Genomic DNA, 13,474 nt, shown 5'->3' with positions numbered 1-13,474 from the left:
CCCGGAGGGAACGCAGAGAACGGAGGAGTTCTGCGCGAGAGATGCGCGAATGCCCTCCGTTGCCGACGGGGCGAGGAGGATCGGCTGGCGGGGATCAGCGAGAAGCGGCGGCGGACGAGGGGGCCTCGCCCACGAGGTCGTGACGCACGACGATCTCGTCGCGAGCCGGGCCAACGCCGATCGCCGAGATGCGTGCGCCGGACATGCGCTCCAGGGCGTGTACATAGTCCTGGGCGTTCTTCGGGAGATCCTCGAAGGTGCGGGCGCCGCCGATGTCCTCGGTCCAGCCGGGGAACTCCTCGTAGATCGGCTTCGCGTGGTGGAAGTCGCTCTGGGAGGCGGGCACCTCGTCGTGGCGCACGCCGTCCACGTCGTAGGCGACGCAGACCGGGATGCGCTCGATGCCGGTGAGGGTGTCCAGCTTGGTCAGCACGAAATCGGTGACGCCGTTGATGCGCGCGGTGTACCGGGCGATCGGGGCGTCGTACCAGCCGGTGCGGCGCGGCCGGCCGGTGGTGGTGCCGAACTCGAAGCCGCGCTCGCGGACGAACTCGCCCCAGTCGTCGAACAGCTCGGTCGGGAACGGGCCCGCCCCGACGCGCGTGGTGTACGCCTTGACGATGCCGATCACGCGGTCGATGCGGTTCGGGCCGATTCCCGAGCCGGTCGCTGCGCCACCGGACGTGGAGTTGGAGGAGGTGACGAACGGGTACGTGCCGTGGTCGACATCCAGCATGGTGGCCTGGCCACCCTCGAACAGCACATACTTGCCGTCCTCCAAGGCCTCGTGCAGCAGCAGCGAGGAGTCGACCACCATCGGGCGCAGACGCTCGGCATAGCTCAGCAGATCGTCCACGATCTCGTCCACGCCGATGGCGCGGCGATTGTAGACCTTCACGAGCAGGTGGTTCTTCTGGTCGAGCGCCCCTTCGACCTTCTGGCGCAGGATGTTCTCGTCGAAGAGGTCCTGGATGCGGATGCCGACGCGGTTGATCTTGTCTGCATAGGTCGGTCCGATGCCACGGCCCGTCGTGCCGATCTGGCGCTTGCCGAGGAAGCGTTCGGTCACCTTGTCGATCGTGCGGTGATAGTGCGTGATGACGTGCGCGTTGGAGCTGACCTTGAGGCGGGAGACGTCCACGCCGCGGGCGATGAGGCCGTCCAGCTCCTGGAAGAGCACGTCGAGATCGACGACGACGCCGTTGGCGATGACCGGTGTGACGCCCTCGGTCAGGATGCCCGACGGCAGCAGGTGCAGCGCGTACTTCTCCTCCCCGACGACGACCGTGTGCCCGGCGTTGTTGCCGCCGTTGAACTTGACCACGTAGTCGATGCGGCTGCCGAGGAGGTCGGTGGCTTTCCCTTTGCCTTCGTCGCCCCACTGGGCGCCGATGATCACGATCGCGGGCACTGTTCGTATCCTCTCGGTGGACGGGCGCGCCGCCGCCGGGGCGCACGGGCGTCGCATCCGATCCTATCGCGGGCGGCCGGAAGGCCATCCTGCGCCGGGCCCGGTGGAGGCGAGCAGCGCCGGTGCGGGGAAAACGGCGGTGGGGAGCGGGACGGGCAGCGTTCGCCGGGGCGATGCGCAAGTTGGAGTACGCGTCGCTCCTCCATGTCGGATTCCACCGCCGCCAGCTCTGGGTCATGTCGGTATTCGAGATCGTGTTCGTGCTTGTAGCTGCGGCCACCATCGTGACGCCTCTCGCGCTTGCGGTGGCGGCGCTTTCTGACGGACTGCATATGACCCTTTTAGGGGTCTTCGCAGGCACATTGGTGGCGAGCTCCGTGGGTGCATTCATCGGCAGCGGCTGGATGGTCCTGAGTATTCGTGAAGATAAGCTATTTCAATACTTCAAGGAGCGGTGACCCGCACACGGTCATGGCCCAGCGGCCGTTTTTAAAGGCGGGTCAGTCCTCGCAGCCAAACTCTAGCTGTTCTTCCCCGAAACGTTGTGAACGGGTGAGGTAGGCGAAGGCCTCCGGGACGATGTGGGCACCACCCTCACATCCGCTCCACGGAGGTCTTCGTGACTCACGATAACGCGCCTTTGACGCCGGAAGGGCGTCGTCGGCTTGCATCACTCATCATCGACGACGGTTGGGCGATTCGGCGGGCAGCCGAGCGTTTCCAGGTTTCACCGGCAACCGCGTACCGGTGGGCGAGTCGATACCGGTCCGAGATGCCGTTGATCGACCGTCCTTCTCGTCCCTATTCCTCGCCGTCGCGGCTCTCCAGGCGACGTGAGCGGCGGATTTTATCGCTCCGGTTCACCAAATACACCGCATCGGCTACCACCTCGGTATTCCACGCTCGACGGTCGGGCGAGTGCTGGCCCGATACCGGATGCCATTGCTGCACCATCTTGACCAGTCCACCGATCTTCCGGTGCGTAAGCCGAAGCCGACCCGTTACGAGAGGCAGGCTCCCGGTCAGCTCGTGCATGTCGACATCAAGAAGCTCGGGAAGATCCCTGCCGGCGGCGGATGGCGCAAGGTGGGCAAACAGGCCGGTCGCCGCAACAGTGGCAAATGCGGGCACGGTTACGCGTTTCTGCATCACACGGTCGATGACTGCACCCGTCTGGCCTACTCCGAGATCCTGGAAGACGAACGCAAGGAGACCGCGGCTGCGTTCTGGGTTCGCGCCCGCAAGTTCTTCAACGGTCACGGCATCGCTGTGACCGCGGTGATGACCGATAACGGCTCCTGCTACCAGCTCCAAAATGTTCGCCGACGCACTCAGGACCAGGTGAAACACCGCCGCACCCGTCCCTACCGGCCGCAGACCAACGGAAAAGCCGAACGCTTCAACCACACCCTCGCCAGCGAATGGGCCTACGCCCAGACCTACGAATCAGACGCAGCCCGCGCAGCCAGCTACGAAACCTGGCTCCATCACTACAATCACCACAGACCCCACACCGGCATCGCAGGCTCAACCCCCGCCGAACGCGTTCACAACGTCCCTGGGCAGCACAGCTAGGGAATCGAAGTCCTTGGGCGTTGCCATGTCCAGAAACTATCTGGACGCGCCGGTTGAGTCGCAATGGACCGGCGCGTAGCGCTTAGCTCTGGCCCGGGCTCGGCGACGTTGTTTCGGTGAGGGTCTTGTGGACTACGCCGATGGAGATGGCAGGGCGATGGTGCGGATGGACTCGCCTCGTGCTCGTCATGCGTGGATGGCGGCGCGTTTGTCGTCGTCGACGACGGTGGGACGTCCTCCGATGCGCCCGGCACGTCGGGCGCATCGAGCCCGTTCTTGGCTTTGGTGGCGATGTCGCGGCGCCGGTCTTCGGACAGTGCGAGGGCGATATCGAGGATGAGGGAGCGCTCGGTGTGCTCGCCGGCAGCGATGCCGTCCAGGACCTTGACAGCGACGCCTCGCTGGAACAGGTCGTTGAGGACGACGAGGCCTTCGAGGAGGTTGCGGCCGAGGCGGTCGACCTCTTGGACGGCGAGTATGTCGCCGGGCGCACGTGCTCGACCTTGGGGAACATCACTGACCAGCGAGCTCCACCAATAGACACATTTGTCTACCGCTTACCGCTAATGGCTATACCGATGTTCCCCAAGGCCGGGAAAGGGCAGCTCGAGGAGAATTTGCACAGTACTGTGCAATATGATTACGATAGCGCCATGCCGAACCCCACCCGCACCCCCCGGCGCGACGCCACCGCGAACCGGGAGGCGATCCTCGTGGCCGCGGCGGCGGCGTTCACCGAGGACATCGACGCTTCCCTCGAGACCATCGCCGCGCGCGCCGGGCTCAGCCGCCGCGCGATCTACGGGCACTTCGCCACCCGCGACGAGCTGCTGACCGCGGTGTTCACCCGGGGCGCCGCCCGCCTCGCCGCCCTGCTCGGCCCGGTGTCGCATCCGGATGCCCGCGTCGAGATCGCCCTGTACGGCGCGACGCTCTGGGCCGGGGTCGAGCACATCCGGGTCAGCGCGGCGCTGGCCGTCCGCGGTCCGCACCGGGCCGAGGTGGTCACAGCGCTCGACCCGGCGCGCGAGCGGTTGCGCACGACGGTGCAGCGCGGGATGGCCGCGGGCGCAATCCGCGCCGACCTCGATCGCGAGACCGTCACCCGGCTGATCGAGAACGCCGCCGTCTCCGTGCTGGACGAGGCCACGCGCACCGGGCTCTCCGACGCCGACGGGCACCGGCTGGTCATGCTGGCCGGGCTGTCCGCGGCCGGGATGGGATGGCAGGAGGCCGGAACGCTGATCGACGGGACCCCCGAGCTGGCCTTCGAGGCTGTGCAGGCCGAGGGGGCGAGCATCCGATGAGGATCGTGCTCGACAGCGTCGCCAAGGACCCGCGCAACGCGGCCCTCCCGCCCACCTCCCTCACCTTCCAGACTGGCCAGGCCACGCTCGCCCGGGCCGAGACCGAGCAGCGGCCGGCCGTCCTCGGCCTGATCGCCTCCGGGCGGATGCGTCCCGACGCCGGCACGGTCACGATCGACGGGGCGACCGACGCCTCGGCTCTGCGCCGCAGGGTCGCCCTCATCGACGCGACCGATGTGTGCGAGCCGGCCCCGGATGTCACCGTCGCCGGGATCGCGGCGGAGGAGCTCATGTTCGCCGGGCGGTCCTCCTCCCCCCTCGCCGTCAACCGGCGACTGGCCGAGCTCGGAGCCTCGGAGTTCGCGCGCTACGCCATCGGGACGGTGCCGCCGACGGTCCGCATCCGTCTGCTCGCCGAGCTCGCGCTGATGCGGAAGAGCGTGGAGGGGCTCGTCATCGTCTCCCCCGACCGGCACGGCGGCGATCCGGTCGAGTGGTGGCGGTTCGCCCGCGAGCTCGCCGGACGCGGCATCGCGGTGCTCATCGTCGCGGGCGACGCCTCCGCCGCCGCCATCGCGGCGGAATCCCTGGTCTCCCGACTGGACGAGACCGGAGGCCCCCAGACCTTCGACGAAGACCCCGGACGCGACGACACCGACGCTCTCCCCGATGTGGTCATGACCGAACCCGAACAGGCCGAGGAGCGCGCGTGAAGATCCCGCAGATGATCGCGGCGGAGTTCCGCCGGCTGACCGCCAGCCCGATGGCCATCGTCGCGCTCATCGCACTGATGTGCGTCCCCGTGCTGTACGGCGGCCTCTACCTGTGGGCCAACCAGGACCCGTACGCCCATCTCAACCGGATACCGGCGGCCATCGTCGTGGACGACACCGGCACGACCGTGGACGGCAAGAGCATCAACTACGGCGACCAGGTGGCCGGCCAGCTCATCGAGGACGGCGCGTTCCAGTGGCACCGCGTCGCCTCCGGTTCCGCGGCCTCGGGTGTGGACGACTCGAAATACGACTTCAGCATCACCTTCCCGGCGGGCTTCTCCGAAGCCCTCGCCTCGGCCTCCGGTTCGAGCCCGCACCGCGCGGTCGTCACCCTCACGACGAACGACACGAACAGCTATCTCGCCTCGACCATCGGCGCCCAGGCCGGAGAGAAGATCCGCACCTCCATCGTCAAGCGGGTGAACGAGGAGGCGGCGCAGCGGTTCCTTCTCGGTCTCGCCGATATCCGATCGAACCTGATCACAGCCGCGGACGGCGCGCAGCAGCTGGCCGAGGGGAGCGGCACCGCGCGATCGGGAGCGAGCGAGCTCGCCGACGGGACGGCGCAGCTCGCGACCGGCTCGCACACCCTGGCAGAAAAACTGGGCGAACTCACCTCGGGGGCGCAACAGGTCTCCACCGGCGCCGCCCAGGTCGCCGCCGGGAACAGCCAGCTCGCCGCGAAGGCGGCGCAGGCCAGCCGGGCCGCCGCGCAGCTGGCGGCGGACGCCCCCGCCGCCGGACAGCAGCTCGTCCAGAAGCTGCAGAACGACGGAGCCGACCCCGCGGTTATCGCCCAGGTTCAGGCCGCCCTCAGCGACATCGACGGCAAGGTGCAGTCGGGCAACGCCCAGATCCAGGAGGCCGTCGGCCCGGTGGGCCAGCTCGCCGCCGGCGCCAGCCAGGTCGCGTCCGGGGCGGCCCAGGTCGCCGCCGGATCGGCTGAGGCGCAGTCCGGCGCGGCGCAGCTCGCTCTGGGCGCGAACGCCGCAGCCTCGGGCGCCGCCCAGCTCCGGGACGGTCTGACCACGCTGCACGACGGCGCGGCACACCTGCACGACGGTCTCGCCAGCGGCGTCAGCCAGATCCCGGACACCTCCCCGGATCTGCAGAAAAAGCAGGCGTCCACGATCGCGGACCCGGTGAGCCTGAAGAACGAGTCGATCACCTCCGCCGGAACCTACGGCGCGGGCCTCGCGCCGTTCTTCGTCGCCCTCGCCGGCTGGATCGGCATCTACGCGCTGTTCCTGATCATCAAGCCGGTCTCCCGCCGCGCGATCACCGCACTGCACTCGCCGGTCAAGATCACCCTCGCCGGCTGGCTGACCCCCGCCCTGCTCGGGGCGGTGCAGATGGTCGGCCTGTTCGCGATCGTGTCGGGAGCCCTCGGCTTCGGCATCCAGAACCCGCTCGGGATGTACGGGCTGATGGCCCTCGCCTCGGCCGCCTTCGCCGCGATCATCCTCGCGCTGAACGTGTGGCTCGGAAGCGTGGGGCAGTTCCTCGGGCTCGTGCTGATGGTGCTCCAGCTGGTGACGGCGGGCGGGACGTTCCCCTGGCAGACGCTCCCCGGTCCGCTCGCAGCACTGCACCACGTCCTGCCGATGTCGTATGCCGTGGACGGCATCCGCCAGCTGATGTATGGCGGCAACCCGGCGACGGCGTGGGCGGATGCGGGCGTGCTGGCGCTGTGGCTGCTCGTCGCGCTGCTGCTGGCGGCGATCGGGGTGACCCGGATGACGCACTTCCGCACCCTGCGCGATCTTCAGCCCTCGCTGATCAGCTGAGGCGGGGCCGGGGCCGAGTGTCGGCGGCCCCGGCTACACTCGCCTCGTGACCGCACGCTTACGCATTCTGCACCTCAGCGACACGCACCTGCGCGGCGACGGCCGGCTGCACTACGGGATCGTCGACACGCTCGCCGCCCTCGACCGGGTGCTGGCGCACGCCTCGTCGCTGGGCGCCGTGGATGTGGTGGCCGCCTCCGGGGACCTCTCCGACGACGGCAGCCCCGCGTCGTACCGGCTGTTGCAGGAACGGCTCGAACCGTGAGCGGCCGAACGCGGGGCGGTGGTCGCGTACGCGATGGGAAACCACGATCTGCCGGACGCCTTCGAGTCCGTGCTCGGGCCGCGCGAGCGCGAACTCGACGTGAACGGCTTCCGCGTCCTGACCGTCGACACCAGCGTGCCCCGCGCCGGCTACGGGCGCATGGACACCGCCCGGCTCGACCGCCTCGCCGAGGCTCTCGCGGAGCCGTCCGAGCACGGGACGGCCGTCGTCCTGCACCACCCGCCCGCGCCGCCGACGACCGGGCTCTTCGACACGCTCCGCCTCGTCGACCCCGAGCCGCTGCTCGAGGTGTGCTCGTCCGGGGATGTCCGGCTGATCCTCGCCGGCCACTACCACCACGCGCTCGTGACCGCGGGCGGTGCGCGCGGCATCTCGATCGTCGTGGCGCCGGCCGTCGCGAACACGACGGACGTCCTGTGGCCGCCGCCGGGGGAACGGGCGGTGCGGGGGTCCGGCTTCGCGCTGATCGACCTTCCCGCGAACGGACCCGCGCGAGCGCATGTCGTCGCTGTCCCGGCCGAGGGCGACGGTGAGACCGTCTACGCCCTCGACGCGCAAGCGGTGGCCGGGATCGCCGCCGATGCGGGCTGGCGGGGCGAGGGCTGAAATGCGGTTCCGTCGGAAACGGAGGGGAATCCGGCAGAAGAAGACCTTGTTCTCCTCCTTTTCTGCTGGTAAGCGGCATGTCGCCTCTTGTCTCCTCCTTTTCCATCACCCCGCTACGCGAACGGGACGTGCTGCACGACCCACGTGTGCATCGCGACAGCGGCCGCCGCTGACGCGTTGATCGACCGGGTGGAGCCGAACTGGCTGATCTCCACCACCGTGTCCGCAGCCGCGATCGCCGGCTCGGAGAGCCCCGGACCCTCCTGCCCGAACAAGAGCACGCACTCCCGCGGCAGCCCGGTCGTCTCGATGCGGACCGAACCGGGAACATTGTCCACCGCCACGATCGGGAGGCCGTCCGCGCGCGCCCAGGCGACGAAGGACTCGACATCGTCATGGTGCTGGAGGTGCTGGTAACGGTCTGTGACCATCGCTCCCCGCTTGTTCCAGCGACGCCGTCCGATGATATGCACCGTGTCCGCGGCGAACGCGTTGGCGCTGCGGACGATCGAGCCGATGTTCATGTCGTGCTGCCAGTTCTCGATGGCGACGTGGAAGGGATGCCGATGCTGGTCGAGGTCCGCGACGATCGCCTCCATCCGCCAGTAGCGGTAACGGTCGATCACATTGCGGGTGTCTCCGGTCCGAAGGAGTTCGGGGTCGAAGACGGGGTCCGCGGGCCAGACGCCGGGCCAGGGACCGACGCCGTGGGCGGTGAGTTCGGGGCTAGGGGTCGCCTGCCCCGGCGCTGCGTGCTCCGAGTTGTCCACCGGTCAAGGGTATCCGCGCTGCATGGCCCCTCGCCCCGGCGGCGTTCCCGGGAAGCCCGGACCTGCGGGAAACCTCACGGCAATGTTCGGGGCAATATGCTTGAGAGCGTCACTTCTCCAGCGAAAGGGGCTCCCGTGACGCGGCGCGACGAGATCGAATGCTGGCTCACCGACATGGACGGTGTGCTCGTCCACGAGAACCAGGCCCTGCCCGGCGCCCCGGAGCTGATTCAGCAGTGGCGGGATCAGGGCACACCGTTCCTGGTGCTCACCAACAACTCGATCTACACCCCGCGCGATCTCGCCGCCCGGCTCCGCGCGTCCGGCCTGGACGTGCCCGAGGAGTCCATCTGGACCTCCGCTCTGGCGACCGCCGACTTCCTCCGCCAGCAGAATCCCGGCGGGAACGTCTACGTCATCGGCGAGGCCGGTCTGACCACGGCGCTGCACGAGGCCGGATTCATCATGACGGAGACGAATCCGGACTACGTGGTTGTCGGCGAGACACGCAGCTACTCGTTCGACGCCATCACCAAGGCCATCCGCCTCATCGGCAAGGGCGCACGGTTCATCGCGACGAACCCCGACGCGACCGGGCCGAGCGCCGAGGGGCCGCTGCCCGCCACCGGAGCGGTCACCGCGATGATCACCAAAACGACCGGTATGGAGCCTTACGTCATCGGCAAGCCCAACCCGATGATGTTCCGTTCCGCGCTCAACCGCATCGGCGCGCACTCCGAGAACACCGCGATGATCGGCGACCGGATGGACACCGACGTCCTCGCGGGCATCGAGGCCGGTCTCCACACCATCCTGGTGCTCACCGGCATCAGCGACCAAGCGGAGATCGACCGCTATCCGTTCCGCCCGGACGAGATCCTCCCGGGCGTGGAAGCCCTCGTCGTACACGAACCGGTCGAGTCCGAGTTCTGACGCACCACGAGAAAGCAGCACCACCATGCGGGATGTGACACCCGAGTCGCTCACCCTCATCCGGATGGCCGTGCGGGAAGCCGCGCGGGACGCGTGGAACGCTCTGCGCACCGCGCATCCAGACGACACCTTCTACTATTTCGGGCTCTGGACGACCCCGCTGGCGCACCGGCCCGCCCCGACGGCCGCCTCGATCGAGGGCCTCGACCGCGCGGTGGCGGAACTGCGCGCGGACGGGGTGGAGCGCCGGCCCGAGGAGCTGCGCTGGTCGGTCAACGATTCGCCGTACGACCTGTACGGCGACGAGCACTTCCGTCCGGTGGCCGCACTGTTCGAGGAGTTCGGCTACCCCGTTCGACCGCCCGCCCGCGACCGGCGAGGCCCTCCTCGGCTGTCTCAGCGGGGCGCTCTCCGACCTGGACGCCGAGGGGTTCTTCGGCAGCGGCGAGCGGCGGAACGCCGTCGTGCTCAACCTCAGCTTCCCCGGCGCGGACACTCTCGGCGAGCTGATCGCCCGGGCCCGATCGCTCAACCCCGCGAGCGCGCTGGTCCGCTACGAACACGACCTCGGGATGCGCTGACCGGCCCCGGCATACGCTGACCGCCGGGGTCAGCCCGTGGGTCCGGGGCCTGCGACCGACGAGGTCAGCGGCTGCCCGCTGGACCGGTTGGCGAAGCAGTAGTAGGAGCGCTGGCCGGACGCCCACTGGGCCTCGGTGGCCGGGAAGGTTCCCTGAACCTGCAGGTCTGGATAGGAGCCCGCCGCCGCGAGGTCGATCACGCCCGGCGCCGTGCAGAGCGCATTAATCTGCCCCGCGAGCGTGTCGGCTCCCGGGTAGGACGCGGCGGGGTCGGCCGAGAAGAGGTTGGTGTACAGCAGTTGTGCGGCATGCGGCGCCGCGCAGTCCACCACAGTGAACGTGTCGGCCCAGGGACCGGTGTACGGTTCGATGCACTCACCGCCGCCGAGGGAATGCCACGAATGCACCCCGGCTCCGGCAGCGGTGGCCGCCTTCGGGGTGATGGTCGGCGCCGGCGTCGCCGCCGCAGGAGCGGTCGACATCGCCGACGCGTCTCCGGCGGCCGGCTGCTTCGCCGACGGAGCGCCGAGCAGCGACGGGATGGCCATCCCGAGCGCGAACAGACCGACGAGCAGGAGGACGACCGCCAGAGCCCCGGCCACCAGAAGGAGCGAGCGGGTCTGCTTGCTCGCCGGCGAACGCGGGGGCGCGGGAGGGGCGGGTGCGGCTGGCGCGAAGTCGGAGCCCTCGAACGCAGCGGTCGCGGACGGAGCGGCCGGGACAGATGGGGGGTTCCCGATCGGCGGGGCCGTGGCGGACGCTGCGGCCTCCGGTGTGCGGGCCGCGTCCAGCGTGGCCGTCTCAGCGAGATCGGCCCACGGCTCGAAACGGGCGGTGAGCGCCTCGACCGCAACCCTCTCTGTCGGCGCAGTGAGTTGCGGTCCTTCCAGAGCCGCAGCCTCCAGCGGCGGGAAAAGGAGGCTGCCGCCCGTGGACGCGCGCCGGGGAGCGATGGCCGGGTCGGCTTCCGTCCGCGTCTGCGTCGCGAGGGCCTCGGGTTCCTCCTCCTCGGCGGGAGCGCCGAAGAGCAGCGCGAGGCCGTCATCCGCCTTGTCTGGCTCGGTCTGGTCCTGCTCGGGCGGCTCGGGCTCGGTCTGGTCCGGCTCCGGCAGCCCGGAAAGGCCCTCGTCGCCGGGAACCGCGACCGCTGCGTCCGTGAGGCGGAACGCGTCGAACGCGCTCGTCGCCGGCGACAGCAGCCCCCTGAGCATCGCATCCGTCTCCTCCGCGGGCGGCGCCTCCGGCTCTTCGCCTGACCCGGCCGGGGGCTCTGGCTCGTTCCCCGCCGATGGGCGAGGCCGGGTGAGGGGCGTGAAGAGGCTCGACGGCTCGAAGCTGGGGGCCGAGGACGGCACGGGAGCCGCCTCCGGAGCCGCACGAGGCTTCGTTTCCTCGAACCACTGACCGGCGGCCTCCTCGCTCTGCGCCGCGTCTTCGGAAAGCCGCAGATTCCACGCGAATCTGGCCTCGGCCGGCTCCTCCGCCTGTTCCGCCTCGGGTTCTTTCAGAAGCGCTTCGAAGCCGGAGGCGACGAGCGCGGGCGATGCAATGGGCTTCTCAGCGGCATCCGGTTCGACCGGCGCGGCAGCTTCGGCCGGCGCATCCTCGACCGCCCCCGGAGCGTCCGCCGTCGGCTTCTCATCCGGCGGTGTGGTGGCACGCCGTCGCGGGGCGACAGCCCGCAGCTCGGCGATATCCCGCTGCGCGCTGGCGCCCCGCGACACGGCAGCACCCGGCGCGGCCTCCCCGGCCGTGTCGCGTCGGGCCGCCCCGGCTGGCGGCGGACTTGGCGTTTCCGCCCGGCGTCCACCGGTGAGCTGCGCGAGCAGCCACTCCGAACTCCCGAACTCGGGCACGGCGGGCGCGGGGGCCTCGCTCTCCGGTTCCTCTCCGGTGGACGGACGCTCGGGGTCGCGATGGTCGGTCACTCGAGCCCCAGCTCCTTCAGGCCGATGGCGGCGTAGTAGGGGTAGCCCGCGGCTTCGATGGCCTCGCGGGCGCCGGTGTCGCGGTCGACCACGACAGCGACGGCGGCGATCTCCGCACCCGCCCTCTTCAGGGCTTCGATCGCTGTGAGAGGGGAACCACCGGTGGTGGAGGTGTCTTCGAGCACGATGACGCGTCTGCCGGCGAGGTCCGGGCCCTCGACCTGCTTGCCGCGGCCGTGGTCCTTGGGCTCTTTGCGCACGACGAAGGCGTCATAGGCGAGCCCGCGCGCAGCGCCCTGGTGCAGGATGGCGGCAGCGACAGGGTCGGCCCCCATCGTCATCCCGCCCACCGCGACGACGTCCGGGATGCCGGCGATCACCTCAAGCATGACCTGGCCGATCAGCGGCGCAACGTGGTGATCGAGGCTGACCTTGCGCAGATCGACGTAGTAGCTGGCCTTTTTGCCACTGGTCAGGGTGAAGTCGCCGCGGAAGACGGCCTCGGCCGAGATGTAGTCGATGAGCTGCTGTCGTGGGTCGGTCACACCTGCGATTCTATGGGGCGAACGCACCGTATGCAGGGGTTCGGGCGCATCCGGCGCAGGATGCGCCCGGGGGCGAGACGGGCGTCAGCGCTCCCCGATACGATCAGGGCATGCGTGTCGCCACCTGGAACGTGAACTCCATCCGCACCCGAGTCGCCCGGGTGGTGGACTGGATGGTCCGGGAAGACGTGGATGCGCTGGCCATGCAGGAGATCAAGTGCAAACCCGAGCAGTTCCCGCACGAGGCGTTCGAGAAGGCCGGATACGAGGTCGTGCTGCACGGGCTGAACCAGTGGAACGGGGTGGCGATCGCCTCCCGGCTGCCGATCGACGAGCCCGAGATCGGGTTCCCGGACATGCCCGGCTTCCTGAAGGGCCACTATGGGCCCGGCCTGCCCACGGAGGCGCGCGCGATCGGGGCGACGGTGGAGGGCGTGCGGCTGTGGAGCCTGTACGTCCCGAACGGCCGGGCGCTCGACGACCCGCACTACGCCTACAAGCTCGACTGGCTGGCAGCGCTCCTCGCGAACGCGCGCAGCTGGCTGGCGGAGGACCCCGAGCTGCCGCTCGCGCTCATGGGCGACTGGAACGTCGCCCCCCTGGACTCCGATGTCGGCGACCCGAGCCTGATCCCGGACGTCTCGACGCACATCTCCCCGCCGGAGCGCACCGCGTTCGCCGCGTTCGAGAAGGCCAGGCTGACGGATGTGGTGCGCCCGATCGTTCCCGAGGGGTACACCTACTGGGACTACAAGCAATTGCGTTTCCCGCGCAACGAAGGCATGCGGATCGACTTCGTCCTCGGGTCGCGGGCGTTCGCCGACCGGGTCGTGGACGCCAGCATCCACCGCGATGAGCGCAAGGGCGACGCGCCGAGCGATCACGTCCCCGTGCTGGTCGAGCTCGCGGACGACCGCCCGGAAGACGCGGACGACCGGCCGATGTTCCGCTGAGCGGAGTGTTCCCGGC

General features: G+C 69.6%; 14 protein-coding genes and 1 pseudogene. 10 read left to right on the top strand and 5 right to left on the bottom strand.

The features are described from left to right. Window positions 1-94: 94 nt before the first annotated feature. Window positions 95-1,411, bottom strand: coding sequence for an adenylosuccinate synthase (locus O159_RS12645; RefSeq protein WP_021756170.1), 1,317 nt, complete (start codon window positions 1,409-1,411; stop codon window positions 95-97). A gap of 173 nt (window positions 1,412-1,584) precedes the next feature. On the opposite strand from O159_RS12645, the gene O159_RS12640 reads away from it, so the two are divergent. Both O159_RS12640 and O159_RS12635 read left to right on the top strand, forming a co-directional pair. Next, window positions 1,585-1,869, top strand: coding sequence for a hypothetical protein (locus O159_RS12640; protein WP_021756169.1), 285 nt, complete (start codon window positions 1,585-1,587; stop codon window positions 1,867-1,869). A gap of 161 nt (window positions 1,870-2,030) precedes the next feature. Then, window positions 2,031-2,986 (top strand): annotated as a pseudogene (locus tag O159_RS12635) (IS481 family transposase). On the opposite strand, the gene O159_RS16950 reads toward O159_RS12635, so the two are convergent. After that, window positions 2,983-3,465: a recombinase family protein gene (locus tag O159_RS16950; protein ID WP_407929773.1), complete on the bottom strand. Its 483-nt coding sequence runs from the start codon at window positions 3,463-3,465 to the stop codon at window positions 2,983-2,985. The pseudogene O159_RS12635 and the gene O159_RS16950 sit on opposite strands and share 4 nt — an antisense overlap. Window positions 3,466-3,552: 87 nt before the next feature. Between O159_RS16950 and O159_RS16085 the strand changes: the two genes are divergently transcribed. Genes O159_RS16085 through O159_RS12615 form a run of 5 tightly spaced genes read left to right on the top strand, consistent with a single transcriptional unit; the run spans window position 3,553 to window position 7,748 of the window. Then, entirely contained in the window at window positions 3,553-4,293 is a 741-nt protein-coding gene (locus O159_RS16085; protein ID WP_407929772.1) for a TetR/AcrR family transcriptional regulator, read from the top strand. Continuing rightward, window positions 4,290-5,006: a hypothetical protein gene (locus O159_RS12625; protein ID WP_021756166.1), complete on the top strand. Its 717-nt coding sequence runs from the start codon at window positions 4,290-4,292 to the stop codon at window positions 5,004-5,006. Before O159_RS16085 ends, O159_RS12625 begins: the two co-directional genes overlap by 4 nt. Continuing rightward, complete coding sequence (locus tag O159_RS12620; RefSeq protein WP_021756165.1) at window positions 5,003-6,856, top strand: YhgE/Pip family protein; 1,854 nt, start codon at window positions 5,003-5,005, stop codon at window positions 6,854-6,856. The genes O159_RS12625 and O159_RS12620 overlap by 4 nt, the downstream gene beginning before the upstream one ends. Before the next feature lie 46 nt (window positions 6,857-6,902). After that, window positions 6,903-7,121, top strand: coding sequence for a metallophosphoesterase (locus O159_RS16080; protein WP_236609499.1), 219 nt, complete (start codon window positions 6,903-6,905; stop codon window positions 7,119-7,121). 18 nt (window positions 7,122-7,139) lie between these two features. Then, on the top strand, window positions 7,140-7,748 hold the full coding sequence (locus O159_RS12615) for a metallophosphoesterase family protein (RefSeq protein ID WP_236609498.1): 609 nt from the start codon (window positions 7,140-7,142) through the stop codon (window positions 7,746-7,748). A gap of 113 nt (window positions 7,749-7,861) precedes the next feature. Here O159_RS12615 and O159_RS12610 read toward each other — a convergent pair whose 3' ends face one another. Beyond that, entirely contained in the window at window positions 7,862-8,518 is a 657-nt protein-coding gene (locus O159_RS12610) for a TrmH family RNA methyltransferase (protein ID WP_021756164.1), read from the bottom strand. Window positions 8,519-8,614: 96 nt separating this feature from the next. On the opposite strand from O159_RS12610, the gene O159_RS12605 reads away from it, so the two are divergent. Continuing rightward, window positions 8,615-9,451, top strand: coding sequence for an HAD-IIA family hydrolase (locus O159_RS12605; protein ID WP_043993801.1), 837 nt, complete (start codon window positions 8,615-8,617; stop codon window positions 9,449-9,451). A 34-nt stretch (window positions 9,452-9,485) separates the two neighbouring features. Continuing rightward, window positions 9,486-10,052, top strand: a complete 567-nt coding sequence (locus O159_RS12600) for a DUF4303 domain-containing protein (protein WP_236609497.1) — start codon at window positions 9,486-9,488, stop codon at window positions 10,050-10,052. A 9-nt stretch (window positions 10,053-10,061) separates the two neighbouring features. Here the strand turns inward: O159_RS12600 and O159_RS13525 are convergent, their stop codons facing one another. Both O159_RS13525 and pyrE read right to left on the bottom strand, forming a co-directional pair. Continuing rightward, window positions 10,062-11,960 (bottom strand): hypothetical protein, encoded by a 1,899-nt coding sequence (locus O159_RS13525; RefSeq protein ID WP_021756162.1) that lies wholly within the window; start codon window positions 11,958-11,960, stop codon window positions 10,062-10,064. Continuing rightward, entirely contained in the window at window positions 11,957-12,505 is a 549-nt protein-coding gene (pyrE, locus tag O159_RS12590) for an orotate phosphoribosyltransferase (RefSeq protein ID WP_021756160.1), read from the bottom strand. The genes O159_RS13525 and pyrE overlap by 4 nt, the downstream gene beginning before the upstream one ends. A 110-nt stretch (window positions 12,506-12,615) precedes the next feature. On the opposite strand from pyrE, the gene O159_RS12585 reads away from it, so the two are divergent. Then, the gene (locus tag O159_RS12585; RefSeq protein ID WP_021756158.1) at window positions 12,616-13,458 is read left to right on the top strand and encodes an exodeoxyribonuclease III; all 843 of its coding nucleotides are present in this window, start codon (window positions 12,616-12,618) and stop codon (window positions 13,456-13,458) included. Window positions 13,459-13,474: the final 16 nt, after the last annotated feature.

This window comes from Leifsonia xyli subsp. cynodontis DSM 46306 (assembly GCF_000470775.1).
Taxonomy (GTDB): Bacteria; Actinomycetota; Actinomycetes; order Actinomycetales; family Microbacteriaceae; genus Leifsonia; species Leifsonia cynodontis.
The sequence above is the reverse complement of the archived record's forward strand: the minus strand, read 5'-3'. Positions and strand labels throughout refer to the sequence as shown.